General features: G+C 59.4%; 14 protein-coding genes. 2 read left to right on the top strand and 12 right to left on the bottom strand.

Annotated features, from left to right (window positions below; translation table 11 throughout):
- Nucleotides 1–59 precede the first annotated feature (59 nt).
- Nucleotides 60–713, top strand: a complete 654-nt coding sequence (locus AC5SEM_RS28455) for a BUD32 family EKC/KEOPS complex subunit (RefSeq protein WP_495471770.1) — start codon at nt 60–62, stop codon at nt 711–713.
- A gap of 3 nt (nt 714–716) precedes the next feature.
- Here the strand turns inward: AC5SEM_RS28455 and AC5SEM_RS28450 are convergent, their stop codons facing one another.
- From AC5SEM_RS28450 to glnE, 12 genes are all read right to left on the bottom strand, one after another.
- Nucleotides 717–2156, bottom strand: a complete 1440-nt coding sequence (locus tag AC5SEM_RS28450; RefSeq protein ID WP_495471769.1) for a glycosyltransferase family protein — start codon at nt 2154–2156, stop codon at nt 717–719.
- A gap of 75 nt (nt 2157–2231) precedes the next feature.
- A complete protein-coding gene (locus AC5SEM_RS28445) occupies nt 2232–3140 on the bottom strand; it encodes a glycosyltransferase family 2 protein (protein ID WP_212620536.1) in 909 nt (302 codons plus the stop codon).
- On the bottom strand, nt 3133–4887 hold the full coding sequence (locus tag AC5SEM_RS28440) for a carbamoyltransferase family protein (protein WP_077570529.1): 1755 nt from the start codon (nt 4885–4887) through the stop codon (nt 3133–3135). Before AC5SEM_RS28440 ends, AC5SEM_RS28445 begins: the two co-directional genes overlap by 8 nt.
- A gap of 171 nt (nt 4888–5058) precedes the next feature.
- Complete coding sequence (locus AC5SEM_RS28435; RefSeq protein WP_077570527.1) at nt 5059–5394, bottom strand: YceK/YidQ family lipoprotein; 336 nt, start codon at nt 5392–5394, stop codon at nt 5059–5061.
- Between the two features lie 115 nt (nt 5395–5509).
- Complete coding sequence (locus AC5SEM_RS28430; RefSeq protein ID WP_495471768.1) at nt 5510–6961, bottom strand: lipopolysaccharide kinase InaA family protein; 1452 nt, start codon at nt 6959–6961, stop codon at nt 5510–5512.
- On the bottom strand, nt 6961–7713 hold the full coding sequence (locus tag AC5SEM_RS28425; RefSeq protein WP_123593020.1) for a lipopolysaccharide kinase InaA family protein: 753 nt from the start codon (nt 7711–7713) through the stop codon (nt 6961–6963). Before AC5SEM_RS28425 ends, AC5SEM_RS28430 begins: the two co-directional genes overlap by 1 nt.
- Nucleotides 7710–8444: a lipopolysaccharide kinase InaA family protein gene (locus AC5SEM_RS28420; protein ID WP_077570520.1), complete on the bottom strand. Its 735-nt coding sequence runs from the start codon at nt 8442–8444 to the stop codon at nt 7710–7712. Before AC5SEM_RS28420 ends, AC5SEM_RS28425 begins: the two co-directional genes overlap by 4 nt.
- A complete protein-coding gene (gene rfaP / locus AC5SEM_RS28415; RefSeq protein ID WP_495471767.1) occupies nt 8444–9250 on the bottom strand; it encodes a lipopolysaccharide core heptose(I) kinase RfaP in 807 nt (268 codons plus the stop codon). Before rfaP ends, AC5SEM_RS28420 begins: the two co-directional genes overlap by 1 nt.
- Entirely contained in the window at nt 9250–10371 is a 1122-nt protein-coding gene (locus tag AC5SEM_RS28410; RefSeq protein ID WP_495471766.1) for a glycosyltransferase family 4 protein, read from the bottom strand. Before AC5SEM_RS28410 ends, rfaP begins: the two co-directional genes overlap by 1 nt.
- A complete protein-coding gene (gene waaC / locus AC5SEM_RS28405) occupies nt 10371–11432 on the bottom strand; it encodes a lipopolysaccharide heptosyltransferase I (protein ID WP_495471765.1) in 1062 nt (353 codons plus the stop codon). The genes AC5SEM_RS28410 and waaC overlap by 1 nt, the downstream gene beginning before the upstream one ends.
- A 1-nt stretch (nt 11433) precedes the next feature.
- Nucleotides 11434–12468, bottom strand: coding sequence for a lipopolysaccharide heptosyltransferase II (waaF, locus tag AC5SEM_RS28400; RefSeq protein ID WP_077570511.1), 1035 nt, complete (start codon nt 12466–12468; stop codon nt 11434–11436).
- A 443-nt stretch (nt 12469–12911) separates the two neighbouring features.
- On the bottom strand, nt 12912–15851 hold the full coding sequence (gene glnE, locus AC5SEM_RS28395; protein ID WP_495471764.1) for a bifunctional [glutamate--ammonia ligase]-adenylyl-L-tyrosine phosphorylase/[glutamate--ammonia-ligase] adenylyltransferase: 2940 nt from the start codon (nt 15849–15851) through the stop codon (nt 12912–12914).
- Nucleotides 15852–16235: 384 nt separating this feature from the next.
- On the opposite strand from glnE, the gene aceE reads away from it, so the two are divergent.
- The gene (aceE, locus tag AC5SEM_RS28390; RefSeq protein ID WP_007915682.1) at nt 16236–18881 is read left to right on the top strand and encodes a pyruvate dehydrogenase (acetyl-transferring), homodimeric type; all 2646 of its coding nucleotides are present in this window, start codon (nt 16236–16238) and stop codon (nt 18879–18881) included.

Below are 18881 nucleotides of genomic sequence, written 5' to 3'. Positions count from 1 at the left end.
TTCAAGCCAGCCTTCGACCAAGTCGGTTAAGATACCCCGCTAATGATGGGGAGCCCGATATGCAATCGATTGATCACAGCACTTACGAGGCACTGCGCGAGGGTGCACACGTATTGGAAGCCGACGGTTCCGGCGACAAGGTGCTCAGATTGGCCGATGGACGCATGCTCAAACTGTTCCGCCGCAAGCGGCTGCTCAGTTCGGCGCTGTTCTACCCCTATGCACAACGCTTTGCCGACAACACCCGGGCACTCGAACAACGCGGCATTCTCTGCCCGAAAGTGATCGCGGTGTATCGCATCCCGAGCATCGAACGTGACTGCGTGTATTACAGCCCGCTGCAAGGCAATACGGTGCGTCAGTTACAAAGCACTGGCGAAGAGGCTGACTCACTGCGATTCCAGCTGGGCGGGTACTTCGCCCTGCTGCACGAAAAAGGTGTGTACTTTCGATCGCTGCACTTCGGCAATGTCGTGCTCACCCCGGACAGCCATTTGGGCCTGATCGATATCGCCGACCTGCGCTGCCAGAAGCGCGCGCTCAGCGACAGCAAACGCCTGCGCAACTTCGCGCACTTGCTGCGCTACAAGGAAGACCGCCAATGGCTGCTCGGCGATGACGCCGGCGACGCGTTTATCGAAGGTTACCGGCAGGCCTTGCCGAGCAATCGACAAGCGCCGCTGATCTCACGCCTGCGTCCGCTGCTCGGTTAATCCTCAGGGGCCGATGACCACTACGGTGGCACCTTTGCGATTGGCGAAATGTTCAATGATGCGCAACTTGTGCGCCGCCAACCAATCACTCAGCCACGGCTCGTCGCCTTTGGCCTCGATGAGGAAATACTGATAGTCGTCAGCGTGTGCAGCCGACATCGCTTCCTCTGCGGTCAGTACCGGCATCACGTAGCCGCGACCGGCGTAATAGCTGATCCGCCCATCCTCGAAATAGGTGTTCGCACCTGGCTCGACATGGGTGGATAACCAGCGGCCTGCCTCGATGTAATGCGTTTTGCCGGCCCCGGTGGAAATGACGTTCGACAGCATCACCAACAGCCCCAGAATCACCAGCCACCGGCCCCAACGCGGAAACTCGCGAACGAACGCCGCCAGCCCCATCGCCAGCACGGGCACAAACAACAGATTGAGAAAGCTCAGGTAGCGCGTATTCATGAACTGTTGCTTGATGAAAAACAGCACCAGCACGACCAGATACAGCAATGCCGCCCAAGCGAAGGGTCGATAGTCGCGCCAGTAGACACCTAGCACCCTCCAGTTACGCCGCAGAATGAAGGGAACGGCGAAAGGCCCCATCAACTTCACGAAACTGATGGTCATGGTCGCCAGGATGCCGAAGAAAATGATCCGCCCGGCTTCATCCTGGGAGTACTTGTTGATGAGCGAATTGGCAAACTGATCGCACAGCATCTGAAAGGACGCAAACACACTGTGCGGGGCAATCATGTCCAGATACAGCATCACTCGCGCCGACATGAGTACACCGGTTGCCGAAATGGCCAGCAGCCCCAAAACCGGCAGCAGCGAAAACTGGGCAAACTGCATCCGCCGGCCAGATGACCACAGGTTGGGCAACTGCCACAGAGCCAACGCCGGCACCAGCAACAAGGCTTCCAGCCGAAACAAGGCTGCAGCGACGATTGCCAGGTGGATGAATGCCGCGCGCAACCAGCCGCCACGGGCTTGCCAGCGCAGCGCGAGCCAGAGCGTCAGCGTGCAGAAGAACCAGAAACCGCATTCACGGATGATGTCATTTCGAAAGGCATTCACCGCCGGCATGGCCAATACCACCAGACACGCCCAACGGGTGATCTGCGCAGATCGCTGGCGAACGCAGTCCACCATCAGCGCGCTGGTGCCGGCCAGAAAGAGCGCGCACCAAAGATAGGCGCTCAGTTCGAGCGGCAAATGCAGGACGGTATGCGTACCGGCAAGCAGAAAGGAAAACCAGGGCCAGTCGAAAGCAGCCCAGGCCACATTGGGCCCGTGCTCGGTGATCTGTTGCGCAATATCAATGTACAGCGCGGCATCACGCCCCACTGTCGCGGTGCCCAATACCGCTATCAGCGATAGCAGCACACTGCCCAAAAACGCCAGCCAGACCGGGTATTCGTCGATGATTCTGGAGACTCGAGTTGCCACGCTACCGCCCGTACCTTTCACCCAGCCACCTCACCGACATCCGTTACAAGGTCCGCGCACGTCGCCGCGACCCGCTTACCGAAACAGCAACCGCAAAGCCTTGCGGGTATACGACCAGCGTGAAAACGTACGCCAGTCAGCACGCAAGGCCTGAAAATAGAACGACTTGGCCAGCTTGTACTCACCATGGGAATAACAGTCGCGAAACAACGATAGACAGCGCTGCGCCAGGAACGCCTGACGCAGATCCCCCATTTCCTCGGGCATGCGTCGTGCGGAGAAAACTTCGCTGACGACCTGCTCCGTACCGGCGGCAAGACTTTGGCGTAAATCATGGCGCATGCTATCGGCATGCTTGTAGATCAACGCCAAAGGCTTGTCCAGAACGCTGCAAGGGTAACGCGCCAGTACTTGAGCAAACACCGGCAGGTCTTCGACATTACGCAAATGTTCCGGGTAATTACCCAAAACGAACACATCGCGATGCATTGCGCAGGCACCGTTTGAAATCGACACTGTCTTGTTCAGCAGGTAACCCTGCAGGCGCTGGCGAGGGGTCACAGGCAAAGGCCTGGCCGCCTGCAAGCTGCGTCGCCCGTCAGCGAAAACCGACCAGTGCGCGCCGATCACCATCAGGCTTTGCGGATGACTCGCAATGTGCTGCGAAAGCTCAGCCAATGCACCGGGGGCCATTTCGTCGTCAGAGTCGAGGAACACCAGATACTGCCCGGTTGTTTCTTCAAGGCCACGATTGCGTACCGAAGACAAACCGCCGTTGCTTTTTCGCAGCGCGCGAAAACGCCCGCCATGCTTGAGCAGGAGTTGTTCCACTACCTCTGGCGTATCGTCCGTCGACCCGTCGTCGATGACCAGCAGATCCGCCGTCGCCTCATCCAGTTGCGCCAATACCGACTCCACTGCTCGTGGCAGGGTTCGCGCATAGTTGTAAACCGGAATGACGACGCTGATCAGTGTTTCAGTCAAGTTCGTATCCTTTTACACCCTCTTTTACGACCAGAATATCTTCCATGATCAGGTATTCCAGGTCCGAACCGAAAAACATGTTCAACGCGTCGGTCGGCGAGCAGATCATCGGTTCGCCACGACGGTTGAGCGAGGTGTTCAGCGATACACCATTACCCGTCAGATTTTCCAGCGCCTTCATCATGTCGTAGTAGCGCGGGTTGTATTCGCGCTTGAGCACCTGGGCGCGAGAGGTGCCATCTTCATGGACAACTTCCGGCACGCGGGTCTTCCACTCTTCCGCCACTTCGAAGGTGAAGGTCATGAACGGCGCCGGGTGATCGATCTTGATCATCTGTGGCGCAACGGTGTCGAGCATCGACGGGCAGAAAGGCCTCCAGCGCTCGCGGAACTTGATCTGGTGATTGATCCGGTCAGCCACACCGGCCACGCTCGGGCAACCGATGATCGAACGACCACCCAATGCACGCGGACCGAATTCCATGCGCCCCTGGAACCAGGCAACCGGGTTGCCGTCGACCATGATTTTGGCGATCTGCTCAGGCATGTTGTCGAGCTTGCGCCAGGTCGGCTTGCTCTCGTGACGGGCGCAGGCGGCGATGACGTCTTCGTTGCTGTACGACGGGCCGAGGTAGACGTGTTCCATCTTCTCGACCGGTACGCCACGAGCGTGAGACACGTAGGCAGCGGCGCCGACCGCAGTGCCGGCATCGCCGGACGCCGGCTGCACGAACAGCTCTTTGATGTCGTCGCGGGCGATGATTTTCTGGTTCAGTTTGACGTTCAACGCACAGCCACCGGCGAATGCCAGCTTGCCGGTTTCCTTGAGCACATCGCCCAGGTAGTGGTCGATCATCTGCAACGCCAGTTTCTCGAACAGCGCTTGCATGCTCGCGGCGTAGTGAATGTACGGTTCGTCAGCGATGTCGCCTTCGCGCTTCGGACCCAGCCACTCGATCAGCTTGGGCGAGAAGTAGAAGCCTTTGCCCTTCTCTTTGTAGCGACGCAGGCCGATCACGTTGGCGTAGTCGGTATTGATCACCAGTTCGCCGTTCTCGAACGAGGCCAGACGCGAGAAATCGTACTTGCTGGCATCGCCGTACGGCGCCATGCCCATGACCTTGAACTCACCGTCGAGCATCTCGAAACCGAGGAACTCGGTGATCGCGCCGTACAAGCCGCCGAGCGAGTCAGGATCGAAGAATTCCTTGATCTTGTGGATCTTGCCGTTTTCGCCGTAGCCGAAAAAGGTCGTGGCGTACTCTCCCTTGCCGTCGATACCGAGGATCGCGGTTTTTTCTTTGAAACCGGAGCAGTGGTAAGCGCTGGAGGCGTGAGCCAAGTGGTGTTCGACCGGCTCGATCTTGATTTTTTTCGGATCGAAACCCAGTTGCTCAAGGCACCAGACGATCTTGTTGCGATAGCGCTTGTAGCGACGGTTGCCCATCAGGATCGCATCGAGGGCGCGATCCGGCGCGTACCAGTAACGCTTGGCGTAGTGCCAGCGCGCCTTGCCGAACAGGCTGATCGGGGCAAATGGAATCGCAACCACGTCAACATCGGACGGCTTGATGCCGGCCTGTTCAAGACAGAACTTCGCCGATTCGTAGGGCATGCGGTTCTTTGCATGCTTATCACGTACGAAACGCTCTTCTTCAGCCGCCGCCACCAGCTTGCCGTCGATGTACAAGGCTGCTGAAGGGTCATGGCTAAGGGCGCCGGACAGGCCAAGAATCGTCAATGCCACAGGGGTCTAGCCTCTTTAGTCTGCGTGCAGGCGCGATGCGCCTTGAATATTGATGTGCCCTCGCACAGGGCGAGTGACAGCTAAAGGGCGGGATTATAGCGTAAACGAGTGGGGAATTACCCTGCGCGATTGCCCCAGGGTGAATGGTTTGAAGAAACCTGGCCCTACGACTCAATAACCGCCCTTGCGCCAGTAAATACCAAGATTACCGTCGGTGACCTGACGATAAACCGTATAGGGCAACGCCACTGTATCGAATACACCGGACAATGGCAGATCCAGCAGCACGAACGGTACAAGAAATCCGCTGGGATCGGGAGGCGCGTTCAACACGCAGAAGTCGAAGGCCAGACCGCTGTAAATACGCGGAATGGATTGGCAGTAGGTTTTTTGTTTGCGCATGTCCCGAGCGACGTCGGCATCGTCTTGCAAGACGGTCATGGCGCTGCCGCAGCCAGCCAGAACCCATGAAAATATACCCAGCGTTGCAGCCTGTTTGATGGTCAAGATTCGCCCTCCAAGGTCGTTGGGCAAATTAGCATCGGGACTGGACAGGGCACAGTTCACGGTTTCTGTAGAAGCCGTAGGACAAGTCGCTAAATCTTGTCCTCCGGAGTTTTATTCAGGCCGCGCTGGAAATGTCTTTCGGCAAACGCTGATCAATAACCTGATACAACGCGCTGCTTTCCGGCCAGTTACGCATGAATCGCGCACGGTCACGGGCATAGGCCGGGGCAAAACCGCCCACAGACCCATGCTGGCACATCGAATCCAGATCGATCAGCGCCCAGCGATCCTGCTGCCAGAACAGATTGTGGCCCTTGAAGTCGCCATGGCTGATGCGCTCGTCAATCAAGCGCGCGAACAGTCGGTCCAGCGCCTGCAGCTCCATTTCTGGTGCGTCACCGTTCTCAACGTACGGCGCAAAACGCTCGATGATGTCCGGCCCGGGGAGGTACTCGGTCACCAGATACGCCCGACTGCGCAGCCAGAAAAAGCGCTTCTCCAGCACCGCCAGCGGTTTCGGTGTGGCGATACCGAGAAACGCCAGGCGATTGCCTTCGCGCCACGAATGCCAGGCCCGACTCGGCCGCCAGAAACGCTTGAGCCAATGCGCAAAGCCCTTGATGTTGTAGCGCTTGATCACCAGCGTACGCGCACCGGCCTGAACCTTGCCAACGCTCGCCGCGCCACCGGTCTTGTACAGATGCCCCTGATCGAGCAACGCATCGGCCTGCGCAAGCACCGGCAGCATGGCCGGTTCTTCTTCGCGACGAATTGCGCGCAGTCCGAACGCTCCACGCTGCACACTGAACAGCGTGCACTCGCGACCGACCTTGATCAGAAAGTCTTTCAAACGCCAGCGGCGCACCTTGTCGATCTGCTTCTGCAAGGCTTCCAGCGGCAACGCGTGCTCACTGTTGCTCAACAGGTAATACACCAAAAGCTCTTCGGTAAATGGCTCCAGCGCTTTGGGCAACTGGGCGAAAAATACCCCGAGGTTTTCCAGGACTTTCTGTCGCGACAGCGGCTGGCCGGCGGTCTCGGCACAAATACCGGCACCATCAATCAAGTACAACTGGCCGCCGTGACGCAGCAGATTGTCCAGATGCAGGTCTTCCTGCCAAAGCCCCTTGCCGTGCAACCGGGCAATGGCGCCCAGCGCCTCGGCCAACACCGCCGATTGCTCGTCGGCCAGTACCGGCAGCGACTCGACTTTCGCCCAGGCATCACCAAGGCTTTCGGCACCCTCAAGGAAATCGAACAGCAGCCAGCCACCTTCGCCATTCTTCAAACCATCGGCCAGCAGCAGCGGTGTCGTCATACCTTGCGCCGCCAGCAAGCGCACGCCTTCCAGCTCGCGCTGAAAATGCCGCGCGGCCTTGCCGCCCACCAGCAATTTGGCCAGCACCGGACGCCCGCGCCAGATACCGGCGCCGACGTAACGCTGCCCCGGCAGGACTCGCAGCAGACTGAGCAATTGCAGATCCGCACTGCCAGCGGCATCGGCCAGAGTCACCGTCAGCGGCAGTTGCGGGGTTCGCCCGACACCGGCCAGCTCGGACAATTGCATCAGCGGGTCTCCTTGTGACTGCGGCGCGCGGTCAGCCGGGCGAGCCAGCTGTCGAGCAGCGAGCTATCGCTTGGCTGGTCGAGATAAGCCGCGAGCAATTCACGCAGTTGCGCCTCGTTCCATTCCGGCGCGCGGCGTTGCAGCGGCTCCAGATCCTTGATCCGGTCACGCATGCCGAACAATAAAGGACGGGTTTTTTCCAGGTCGATCAATTGCGCCTGATATCCGTCACCGGTGGCCCGCAGAAAAATATGCTTGGGGTAGAAACAGCCGTGCACCTGACGCACACCGTGCAGATGCCGAGCCAGCAGGCCACAAGCCTTGAGGATGGCTGAATGCTGTGCAGCACTGAGTTGCGCCCAACGCTGCAACAGCGATTCCAGATCGCTCCAGCCATCGAGCGCCCGGGTCAGCAGGATCGCGCGGACTTCGCCGTCGACTTTGCGCTCACCGAAGAACGCCGCTTGCAGCGCCGGTATGCCGAGCTTGCGATAGCGGCTGATGTTACGAAACTCACGGGCAAAACTGGGCTCGCCGAAAGGCGCGTGCAAAGTGCGCGTCAGGTAATTGCTCTGGCGCTTGAGGTAATAGCCCTGCCCTTCCAGGTCCAGACGGAAGACGCTACTCCAGCCACCACGGGCGGTATTGGGTTCATCCACAGCTTCAAGCTGTTTAGCCCACAATGCGTCGAAAGTGCCGAGACCATGGCGCTCAAGCAGTGCGCGGTCTTCAGCGGCGAGAAAATCAGTCATTCGCGTCCCTCGAAAAATCTCACCACGTGCCGGATCCGTTTCTTGTCAGCGCTATCAAGCCGATCGCACTGGCGGTATTGCTTATAAAAGCGCAGGCGTTGGGTATTGGACAGGTGGTATTTGGCGAGTTTATCGAGACAGGCCAGATCCTTGGTGATCCGATACTTGAGCCAGAAGCCGCGCCAGAACTCGCCGTTGGGGCAATCGATCAGAAATATCCGCGCCTGGTCATCGATCAACAGGTTGCGCCATTTCAGATCGTTATGGGTAAATCGCTGATCATGCATCGTCCGGGTATAACCGGCCAGTTGCCGACTGACAGCGTCGACCCAGGCGCGATCCTTGAGCTTCGGATCCTTGCGCTCGGCGAGCGCCGAAAGGTCTTCGGTGTTGGGCAATTCACGCGTGATCATCGCGCCACGATCATACGCCGCACCGCGTCGCTCCAGGCCCCAGGCCACCACTTCGGCAGTGGGAATGCCCCACTTGGCAAAGCGCTTGAGGTTCTGCCACTCCATCTTCACTCGCGGCTTGCCGAGGTAGCGGCGCAAGCCTTTACCGGCGCCGACATAGCGCTTGACGTAATAGTTGACGCCGTTGCGCTGCACGCGAATCACTTCCGACAGCGGGTCACGGGTCAGACGTTCGCCCTGCAACGCAAATACCGCTTCGAGGCTGCCGAAGTCTTCGGCGAGCTCGCTGTATTGCGGCTCGAGAGTCCAACCCGCCATCAGAGCGCATCCCCGTAACGCTGCTTGCGTTCATAGAGCTTGTTGGCTTTGCCTTCGAGCCAGTTCAGCAGCGGCGCTTCTTCAGCCAGAATCTGGCGCAGCGGTTGCTGGAAATAGCCCTTGAGAAAACGCAGCTTGTCACGGCGGGTCAGGCCGATGTCCAGCGCGGAAAAGTACAGAGCGGCCAGATCCTTGTTGCGCCAGCGCTGAGTAATCTTCACACGGGTCTGGGCACGGTGCAGGTCGATCACCGACAGTTTGAAATCTTCCGGCGTCACCGGTTTATCGGTGTGCAGCAGGAAGTGGCAGATGTAGCAGTCGCGATGGTTGACACCGGCGCGGTGCATCATGCCGGTCATGCGCGCGACTTCGGCGATCAGCGCGCGCTTGAGTTTTGGCTCGGGCGGCTGCTTGACCCAGTCGATGCTGAAGTCTTCCAGGCTGATGGTCGGCGCCAATTCTTCGGTAACGATGAACGAGTGCTGATCTGCCGGGTTGCTGCCCTTCTCGCCGTACGCGACGGCAGTCATGGTCGGCACGCCGACTTCCTGCAGACGCTGGATGGCTTTCCACTCTTGACCCGCACCGAGTACCGGCAGCTTGGCGGTCAGCAGGTTCTTGAAGATTTCGCCCCAGCCGATGCCACGGTGGATCTTCACAAAAAATCCGTTGCCGTCGACTTCCGTGCGCAGTGTCCGACGTGCTTCCAGCTCGCGGTATACCTCGCCCCGCAAGCCTTCGACTTCGGCGAACGGGTCGCGCCCGGCCCAAAGGCTTTTGAACGGTTCAGCCAGCATCAACTTCATTAAGCGTGCTCCGCCAGAATCACATCGGCCGCGTGCTGCGGCATGCTGTAGAGGTCGGCCGTCTCGGCGAAGGCCAGACCATTGCGGCTCCAGGCCGCACGTGCAGCGTCATCATTCAACATGTCAGTCAGGTATTGCGTCAGCTGCGCCTGATCAAACGGCTCGTCCAGCACTCGCCCGGCATCCGCCTCGGCAATGTAATGAGCGTAACCGCAGACCGCGCTGACCAGCACCGGCAAACCGGCGACCAGCGCTTCGAGCAACACCGTGCCGGTATTTTCGTTGTAGGCCGGGTGGATCAACAGATCGGCGCCCAGCAGGAAGCGCGGGATATCGCTGCGCCCTTTCAGGAACGTGACGTTATCGCCCAGACCCAAAGTAGCGCTCTGCATCTGGAACAATTTGGGGTCATCCTGGCCGATTACAAACAGCCGGGTACGCTTCTTCAGCTCAGCGGGCAATGCAGCCAGCGCTTTCAGGCTGCGATCGACGCCTTTGGTTTTGAAGCCCGAACCGATCTGCACCAGCAGCAGTTCGTCGTCCTTGAGGTTGAATTCAGCGCGAAAACCGGTGCGAATCTCATCGGCATCCGCCGGGCGGCGACGATCCTGGGCGATGCCTGGCGGCAGCAGATGGAAACGCTCAAGTGGCGTGTCGTAATGCTTGATGAACAGCGGTTGCTGCACTTCGGAAATCATCAACACTTCGGTCTTCGCGTCTTTGGCGAACACCGCGCGCTCGTACTCGGCGAAGTGACGATAACGGCCCCAGCGGCGGTACAGCGAGTTGCGCAGGTTTTGCGCCTTGTCTTCGAAGCAGCCGTCGGCGGCGTAATAGACGTCCAGCCCTGGCATCTTGTTGAAACCGATCAGGCGATCGACTGGGCGTTTGGCCAGATCCGCTTCCATCCACGCACTGAGTTTTTCATTGCGACGATGGTTGAAGAATGCCTTGACCGGCGCCACCAGCACTTCGAAACCGGGCGGCACGTCGCCTTCCCAGATCAGCGTGTAGACGCGAATCTGATGCCCGCGTTTCTGACATTCGAGGGCGATGCGCATGAAATCGCGCTGCAAACCGCCGAACGGGAAATATTTGTACAGGACGAATGCCAATTGCATCAGCGCAGCTCCTCAGCCATTAACAACGTGCTCAGTCGGCTGGCGACACGCTCGGGGTTCAGACGCGTGAAGCACAATGGCTGTTCACGCTTCAGGTCAAACTGACGGGCATCCTGCGCGGTCGGTTGATAGGTACATTTCTTTTGCAGGCACGGCGCGCACGGGAAATCGCTGGCCAGGTGAATCTGCAATTTGCCGTAAGCGCCGGTCAGGCCCGGATTGGTCGGGCCGAACAGCGAAATGGTCGGCACATCCAGCGCCGCGGCCAAGTGGCCGAGACCGGTGTCCACCGCCACGCAAGCCTGCGCTCCGGCGAGAACTTTGCCGACGCCGGCCAGATTCAGTTTCGGCAGCACTTCGGCGTGTTTGAAACCCGCGGCGATGCGTTCGGCGCGGGCCTTCTCCTGCGGGTTGCCCCACGGCAGTTTCACACCGACGCCGAGATAACCGACGCGTTCAGTCAGTTCGCGCCAGTAACTTTCCGGCCAGTGTTTGGTGTCCCACGTGGTGCCATGCAGGAACACCACAAAGGCGTTCTTGCGCGGCAGCTCGACCAGACGTTCAACGTTAAGGCCGTAATCGCCCAGGCCTTTGGGCAGGTCATAACCGAGGGCGATGGCGAATAACTGCCGCACGCGCTCGACGGCGTGCTGACCACGGGCGACAGCCAGTTTGCGATCATAGAAACGCGAAGCCATCGGCTCACGGGCCGAACCTTTGTCGAGTCCCGCCACCGGCGCTTTGACATAACGGGTCAGCCAGGCACTTTTCAGCAGGCCTTGAGCGTCGATGACCAAATCGTATTTGTTCGCGCGCACGCTTTGCTTGAAGCGCTGCCACTCACCGCTGGTGATGGTCTTCCAGATGTTCTTGCGCCAGCGGCGGATCGCCACCGGAATCACTTTGCCAACGGCCGGGTGCCAGGTCGGGATCTCGGCGAAGCCTTCTTCCACGACCCAGTCGAACTTGATTCCCGGAATGGCCCGGGCGGCGTCGGTCAGCGCCGGCAACGCATGAATCACGTCGCCGAGCGATGAAGTCTTGATCAGCAGTACCCGCAACTTAATGAACCTCGACCACGGAGCCCTGCAACTTCTGCAAGGCATCGTTGACCGCGTCCGGCATCAGCTGGCGCAGGCAGTTGTAATGGCCGAAGCGGCAGGTACGGTCGAAGCACGGGCTGCAATCGAGGCCCAGACGGACGACTTCAACGTGCTCGGCCAGCGGCGGAGTGAAACCCGGCGAGGTCGAGCCGTAGACGGCGACCAGTGGCCGGTTCAGCGCGGCGGCAACGTGCATCAGACCGGAATCGTTGGAGACCACCGCGTCAGCGCAGGACATCAGGTCGATGGCCTCGGCCAGCGAGGTGCCGCCACTGAGGTTGACCGATTCTTCACGCAGGCCCGGGATCAAACGTGCGCGTATATCTTCGCCGACGGCGTGATCGTTTTTCGAGCCGAACAGCCACACCTGCCAGCCTTCGCGAATGCGCGCTTCGGCGACTTTGGCGTAGTGCTCGGACGGCCAGCGCTTGGACTCGCCGAACTCGGCGCCGGGGCACAGGGCCAACACCGGACGATCGAGGGTCAGAGCAAATTTGGCCAGCGCCGCTTCGCGGGTCACCGGGTCGATTTGCAGGCTCGGACGTGGATACGGTTTCGGCAGCTCGGCGTTCGCTTCGTAGGCCAAAGCCATGAAACGCTCGATCATCAGCGGATAACGTTCTTTGTCGAGAGTGCGCACATCATTGAGCAAGCCGTAGCGGAATTCGCCGCGCCAGCCGGTGCGCTTCGGGATGCCGGCGAAAAACGGCACCAGCGCCGACTTCAGCGAGTTGGGCAGCAGGATCGCTTGATCGTACTGGCCGCGCAGGGATTTACCGATGCGCCGACGCGTCGCCAATTCCAGCGCGCCGTGGCCGAGCGGGAAGCTCAAAGCCTTGCGTACTTCGGGCATGCGCTCAAGGATCGGCCGGCTCCACTCGGGGGCCAGCACGTCGATTTCGCATTGCGGGTGGCGCTGTTTGAGACACTGAAACAGTGTCTGCGCCATCACCATGTCACCGACCCAACTGGGCCCAACGATCAGAATATTCATGTGGTTTCCATAAACGAACCGGGGAGGCAATTACGCCTCCCCGCCTCGAGAATCACTGAGGGAGCGGCATTGCTGGCGATGGGTCATTACCTTCAACATGACTGTCGACTGTCACTCCGCTATCGCGAGCAGGCTCGCTCCCACATTGTTTTGCATCTGTTCACATATCTGCGACTCACCACAGATCCATTGTAGGAGTGAGCCTGCTCGCGATGGGGTCGTTACATTCAACATTGTTGTCGTCTGATACTCCGCTATCGCGAGCAGGCTCGCTCCTACAGGTTTTGCATTCACTCCAACATCTGCGACTCACCACAGATCACTGTGGGAGCGAGCCTGCTCGCGAAGGGGCCGTTACATTCGACATTGTTGTCGTCTGACACTCCGCTATCGCGAGCAGGCGAAGGCCTACAGGGTTTTGCATTCATTCACACATCTGCGACTCAGCTTAGCCCCATCTCTTTCCAGATCCGCAAAACCTGCCGCCGTTCTTCGACAAACTGATCGCCCGGTATCACCCCGGCATCCTTCTGCAAGGCCTGCCGGTGGGCGGCGGAGCGGTAGGCTTTATAGGCCTCGCGCAACAGGCTGGCATCTTCGGCAGGCATCAGCCCTTCGTGCTCCAGCTCTTCCAGAATGCGGATGTTATCGGTCCAGCGCAGCAGTGGCGGGTGGCTTTGCGACCACGCCAGAGCCGCGTATTGCACCATAAATTCAATATCGACGATACCACCGGCGTCCTGCTTGAGGTCGAATGGCGCCGTGGCGTCGAAGGCATTTGCTGCCGTCCCGGCTGCGGTGCTCTTGGTGCCGAGGTTGTCGCGCATCTTTGCGCGCATCTCGCTGACTTCCTGTTGCAGCTTCGCCAGATCACGCGGCTTGCCCAGCACCTGGGCGCGAACCTTCTCGAACGCCTGACCGACATCCTGACTGCCGACCAGCACCCGCGCCCGCACCAAAGCCTGATGTTCCCAAGTCCAGGCTTCATTTTCCTGATAGCGGGCAAACGCGCCGAGCGAACTCACCAACAGCCCTGAAGCACCGGATGGGCGCAGACGCATGTCCACTTCATAGAGCTGACCGGAGTTGGTCTGCGCCGTCAGCAGGTGAATGATCCGCTGCCCGAGTCGCGTGAAGAACTGCGCGCCATCGATCGACTTCGGCCCATCGGTTTCCGCCTGCGGATCGCCGTCATGGATAAACACCAGATCGAGATCCGAACCATGCCCCAGTTCCAGACCGCCGACTTTGCCATAACCGACAATGATGAAGCCCGGATCGCACAACGTGCCGTCGGTGCGCAACGGCGTGCCGTACTTGGCCACGGTCTGGCGCCAGGCCAGAGCCAGCACTTGCTCAAGAATCGCCTCGGCCAGCCAGGTCAGGTAATCGCTGACTTTCATCAGCGGCAGACTGCCGGCGATTTCCGAGGCGGCGACGCGCAAGCGGTGCGCCAGTTTGAAATGGCGCAGGGCTTCCATTTGTTGTTCGAGGTCATCTTCGGGAATCCGCGTCAGCCGCTCGCGCAATTCAGCGGCCAGCTCTGGCGCCAAGGGCGGTTTGAACAAACGCCCTTCGTTAAGCAATTCATCCATCAGCAGCGGGAAGCGAGTGATCTGCTCTGCGATCCACGGGCTCGCCGCGCATAACGTCAGCAAGCGTCGCAGCGCACCGGGGTTCTCCGTCAACAAGACCAGATAAGCCGAACGCCGGGCCACTGCTTCAACCAGCGGCAGCACACGTTCAAGCACCAGATCCGGGTTGGCGTGCTCGACTGCCTGCGCCAACAGACGCGGAATAAACGCATCGAGCCGCTCACGCCCCAACCGCTGCATCGCGCGCAATTGCGGGCTGCTGCGCAATCCGGCCAGCGCTTTCAGGGCTTTGCTCGCGTCAGCAAAACCACCCTCCTCCAACTGCCGGCACGCCGCTTCTTCGTCCTGCGCCTCTTCCCACAGCGGCAGCCATTCACCGCCGACCACCACTTCACTTTCGGCGCCTTCATCTTCATCGGGATCGGCGATCACCTGAGCGAAGTGCCAAGCGACACGACCGCGCCAGAACATCAGTTTTTCGTGGAAAGCATCCCAATCGACGAAGCCGAGCATGAAGGCGATGCGCGCTTGATCCTGCGCGCCATCCGGCAGCATCTGCGTTTGGCGGTCGGCGATCGCCTGAATCGCGTGCTCGGTGTAACGGAGAAATTCGTAGCCCTCGCGCAATTCACTGATCACTGCCGGCGGCAGATAGCCCTGCCCTTCCAGCGTACTCAGCACCTTTAATAGAGGACGCTGTTGCAGGCTCAAGTCGCGGCCACCGTGAATCAGCTGAAAGGCCTGAGCGATAAACTCGACCTCACGGATGCCACCCGAGCCAAGTTTGATGTTGTCGGCCATGCCCTTGCGCCGCACTTCCTGCTGGATCAACTGCTTCATGGTGCGCAGCGCTTCGATCGCCGAGAAGTCGAGGTAACGGCGGTAAACGAACGGGCGCAGCATGTCGAGCAACTGCGCACCCGCGACCTGATCGCCGGCCACCACCCGCGCCTTGATCATCGCGTAGCGTTCCCAGTCGCGGCCCTGATCCTGGTAATACTGCTCCAGCGCATTGAAGCTCAGTACCAGCGCGCCGGACGAGCCGTATGGGCGCAGGCGCATGTCGACACGGAACACAAAGCCGTCAACGGTCATCGGATCCAGCGCTTTGATCAAACGCTGGCCGAGACGAATAAAGAATTCCTGATTATCCAGCGAGCGCTTCACACCCACCGTTTCACCGCCCTCGGGGTAAGCGAAGATCAGGTCGATGTCCGAAGACAGGTTCAACTCGACGGCGCCGAGCTTGCCCATGCCGAGGATGACCATCTGCTGCGGCTCACCGCTGCGGCGGCCGGTCGGCGTACCGAACTGTTCGCAATGGCGGCTGTACAACCATTGATAAGCCTGGTCGATGGTGGCGTCGGCCATGTCCGAAAGATCGCGGCAGGTCTGCACCAGATCGGCCTGACGCGTGAGGTCACGCCAGATGATCCGCACTTGATGGCGAGCACGCTGACGACGCAAGGCGCGACCGAGTTCGTCTTCACTCTGGGCGGCGTTCACCGCGGCGGCAATCTGCGCGCACAATTCACCCGGCGCAAAGGCCCGGTCGAGTTCGCCGGACTGCACCAGCGCAAGCAACATCAAAGGGTCACGAACGCTCTGTTCAATGACGAATTCGCTGGCAGCGGTGACGCGGGCGAACTGCGCCCAGCGCTCTGGCGTCCAGTTGGCGAAGCCGTGATCGTCTTCCAGCGCCGCGACGGCCGTACGGAACGACTGCTCGGATCGAGTGACCAACGGCAGGAGAATGGCGGGCAGTTCGGCAAGCACGGGCAGGGTCATGGTCTATCCTTGATCGGCGTGTAAATGGCCGCTTGTAGTGATTGGTGAAAAGCCGCTACCCGGAGGACTGTCGAACAAAAGTTAGAAATAGCTGAAATTTCTTTCTCTTTGGCAGCGAACATCAAAGTTTCACCTTTTTCGGATGGTAAAAGACCAACCTTAACGATTATTCTCACAACGCAGCCGGAGGCCACAAGCCATTCTTCTGTAGTTTTACTACTCGTCTATACATTCGAAAGGCTGAAATGCCGGAAGATTTGTAGTAAAACTACACGCCGCCGGAACAACCTATCGGCAATCCAAGAATTTTAAATCGTCTGCCCACAAGGCCAGTCGCAAACTCAGGCAACCGATTCTGGAAGCCTTTCCGCCCTGGAGCAAGCCATGCAAGACCTCGATCCCGTCGAAACCCAGGAATGGCTGGACGCCCTGGAATCGGTTCTCGACAAAGAAGGCGAAGACCGTGCTCACTATCTGATGACCCGTATGGGCGAACTCGCGACCCGCAGCGGCTCGCAGCTCCCTTACGCCATCACCACGCCTTACCGCAACACCATCCCGGTAACCCACGAAGCACGCATGCCTGGCGACCTGTTCATGGAACGCCGCATTCGCTCGCTGGTACGCTGGAACGCGATGGCCATGGTAATGCGTACGAACCTGAAAGATTCTGACCTGGGTGGTCACATCTCCAGCTTCGCTTCCAGTGCGACCCTGTATGACATCGGCTTCAACTACTTCTTCCAGGCCCCGACCGACGAACACGGCGGCGACCTGATCTACTTCCAGGGCCACACCTCGCCAGGCGTTTACGCCCGTGCGTTCATGGAAGGCCGCATCACCGAAGACCAGATGAACAACTTCCGCCAGGAAGTCGACGGTCAGGGCCTGTCGTCCTACCCGCACCCTTGGCTGATGCCTGACTTCTGGCAGTTCCCGACCGTATCCATGGGTCTGGGTCCGATCCAGGCGATCTACCAGGCACGCTTCATGAAGTACCTGGAACACCGTGGTTTCATCCAGCCGGGCAAACAGAAAGTCTGGTGCTTCCTGGGCGACGGCGAGTGCGACGAGCCGGAATCCCTGGGCGCAATCTCCCTGGCCGGCCGCGAGAAGCTCGACAACCTGATCTTCGTCATCAACTGCAACCTGCAGCGCCTCGACGGCCCGGTTCGCGGCAACGGCAAGATCATCCAGGAACTCGAAGGCGTGTTCCGCGGTGCTCAGTGGAACGTGACCAAAGTCATCTGGGGCCGTTTCTGGGACCCACTGCTGGCCAAAGACGTCGACGGCATCCTGCAACGTCGTATGGACGAAGTCATCGACGGCGAGTACCAGAACTACAAAGCCAAAGACGGCGCGTTCGTCCGTGAACACTTCTTCAACACGCCAGAACTCAAGGCGATGGTTGCTGATCTGTCCGACGACGAGATCTGGAAACTCAACCGTGGCGGCCACGACCCGTACAAGGTCTATGCGGCTTACCACGAAGCGGTCAACCACAAAGAACAACCAACCGTCATTCTGGCCAAGACCATCAAGGGTTATGGCACCGGTGCCGGCGAAGCGAAAAACACTGCGCACAACACCAAGAAAGTCGATGTCGACAGCCTGAAGTTGTTCCGCGATCGTTTCGACATCCCGGTCAAGGACGAAGAGCTGGAGAACCTGCCGTTCTTCAAGCCAGAGCCAAACAGCGCCGAAGCCCGCTACCTCAGCGAGCGTCGTACTGCACTGGGCGGTTTCGTTCCACAGCGCCGCGCACAAAGCTTCAGCGTTCCGACTCCGGACCTGGACACCCTCAAGGCCATCCTTGACGGCTCCGGTGACCGTGAAATTTCCACCACCATGGCTTTCGTGCGAATCCTCGCGCAACTGGTCAAGGACAAGGAAATCGGCCCGCGCATCGTTCCGATCATCCCGGACGAAGCCCGTACCTTCGGTATGGAAGGCATGTTCCGTCAGCTCGGCATCTACTCGTCCGTCGGCCAGCTCTACGAGCCAGTCGATAAAGACCAGGTGATGTTCTACAAGGAAGACCAGAAAGGTCAGATCCTTGAAGAAGGCATCAACGAAGCAGGCGCCATGAGCTCGTTCATCGCTGCCGGTACTTCGTACTCCAGCCACAACCAGCCGATGCTGCCGTTCTACATCTTCTACTCGATGTTCGGCTTCCAGCGGATTGGCGACCTGGCCTGGGCTGCCGGCGACAGCCGTACCCGTGGCTTCCTGATCGGCGGCACCGCCGGCCGTACCACCCTGAACGGTGAAGGTCTGCAACACGAAGACGGTCACAGCCACCTGCTGGCCGCGACCATCCCGAACTGCCGCACCTACGATCCAACCTACGGCTACGAGCTGGCGGTGATCATTCAGGACGGCATGAAGAAGATGACCGAAGAGCAACAGGACATCTTCTACTACATCACCGTGATGAACGAATCGTACCAGCAGCCAGCCATGCCGGCCGGTGCCGAAGAAGGCATCAAGAAAGGCATGTACCTGCTCGAAGAAGACACTCGCGATGCGGCGCACCACGTCCAGCTGATGGGCTCCGGCACCATCCTGCGTGAAGTCCGTGAAGCGGCGAAGATTCTGCGTGAAGAGTTCAACGTTGGCGCTGACGTCTGGAGCGTTACCAGCTTCAACGAACTGCGTCGCGACGGCCTCGCTGTCGAGCGCAGCAACCGTCTGAAGCCGGGCCAGAAGCCTAAGCTGAGCTACGTCGAAGAGTGCCTGAACGGCCGTAAAGGTCCGGTCATCGCCTCTACCGACTACATGAAACTGTTCGCCGAGCAGATCCGTCAGTGGGTACCGTCGAAGGAATTCAAAGTCCTCGGCACCGACGGTTTCGGCCGCAGCGACAGCCGCAAGAAACTGCGTCATTTCTTCGAAGTCGACCGTCATTTCGTGGTGTTGGCAGCCCTGGAAGCACTGGCTGACCGTGGTGATATCGAACCTAAGGTGGTGGCTGAAGCCATCGTCAAGTTCGGCATCGACCCGGAAAAACGCAACCCACTGGACTGCTGA

It is taken from the genome of Pseudomonas sp. CH61 (assembly GCF_059429415.1).
This window is presented reverse-complemented; position numbering and strand designations above follow the sequence as displayed.

Excerpts from the sequence above, each read along its gene's own strand:
- AC5SEM_RS28455 (WP_495471770.1), top strand. The coding sequence starts at position 60 with ATGCAATCGATTGATCACAGCACTTACGAGGCACTGCGCGAGGGTGCA.
- AC5SEM_RS28430 (WP_495471768.1), bottom strand. The coding sequence starts at position 6,961 with ATGCAATTGTCCGAGCTGGCCGGTGTCGGGCGAACCCCGCAACTGCCG.
- AC5SEM_RS28425 (WP_123593020.1), bottom strand. The coding sequence starts at position 7,713 with ATGACTGATTTTCTCGCCGCTGAAGACCGCGCACTGCTTGAGCGCCAT.
- AC5SEM_RS28420 (WP_077570520.1), bottom strand. The coding sequence starts at position 8,444 with ATGGCGGGTTGGACTCTCGAGCCGCAATACAGCGAGCTCGCCGAAGAC.
- rfaP (WP_495471767.1), bottom strand. The coding sequence starts at position 9,250 with ATGAAGTTGATGCTGGCTGAACCGTTCAAAAGCCTTTGGGCCGGGCGC.
- AC5SEM_RS28410 (WP_495471766.1), bottom strand. The coding sequence starts at position 10,371 with ATGCAATTGGCATTCGTCCTGTACAAATATTTCCCGTTCGGCGGTTTG.
- waaF (WP_077570511.1), bottom strand. The coding sequence starts at position 12,468 with ATGAATATTCTGATCGTTGGGCCCAGTTGGGTCGGTGACATGGTGATG.
- glnE (WP_495471764.1), bottom strand. The coding sequence starts at position 15,851 with ATGACCCTGCCCGTGCTTGCCGAACTGCCCGCCATTCTCCTGCCGTTG.
- aceE (WP_007915682.1), top strand. The coding sequence starts at position 16,236 with ATGCAAGACCTCGATCCCGTCGAAACCCAGGAATGGCTGGACGCCCTG.